The sequence below is a fragment of the Carnobacterium sp. 1290_CSPC genome (genome assembly GCF_001053265.1).
Classification (GTDB): Bacteria; Bacillota; Bacilli; order Lactobacillales; family Aerococcaceae; genus Aerococcus; species Aerococcus urinaeequi.
This window is the reverse complement of sequence record NZ_JVVG01000001.1, coordinates 1-278: the sequence shown is the minus strand read 5'-3', so window position 1 is coordinate 278 and position 278 is coordinate 1. Positions and strand designations below refer to the sequence as shown.

The following is a 278-nucleotide window of genomic DNA, read 5'->3' as shown; positions in this document are numbered from 1 at the left end:
ACAAAAGTTTCGGATAAGCGTTTAACACTACATTGAACAGCTACGCTATCAACTTCACGCAACCAGGGATATTCCTTCTTCATTTGTGGAATAAGAGAGGATAACGCATTATAAGATAGCATTTGAAGGTCAGGATTGTTTTCGTACCGCGCATTCAACATGGCCAACATTTCGTTCCAGATGAATCGGGTATGACCAAAGGTCATATGAATTAACTGACGCTGTTTTTCGTTAGGATAGATTTTACACTCAATTCCTTGATACATGTTTTCACCCCC

General features: G+C 39.6%; 1 protein-coding gene. It reads right to left on the bottom strand.

The genetic code is table 11. The features are described 5' to 3' along the window. A partial coding sequence (locus AC973_RS00005; protein ID WP_157850729.1) for a helix-turn-helix domain-containing protein occupies window positions 1-266 on the bottom strand: 266 nt, incomplete at its 3' end. Window positions 267-278 lie beyond the last annotated feature (12 nt).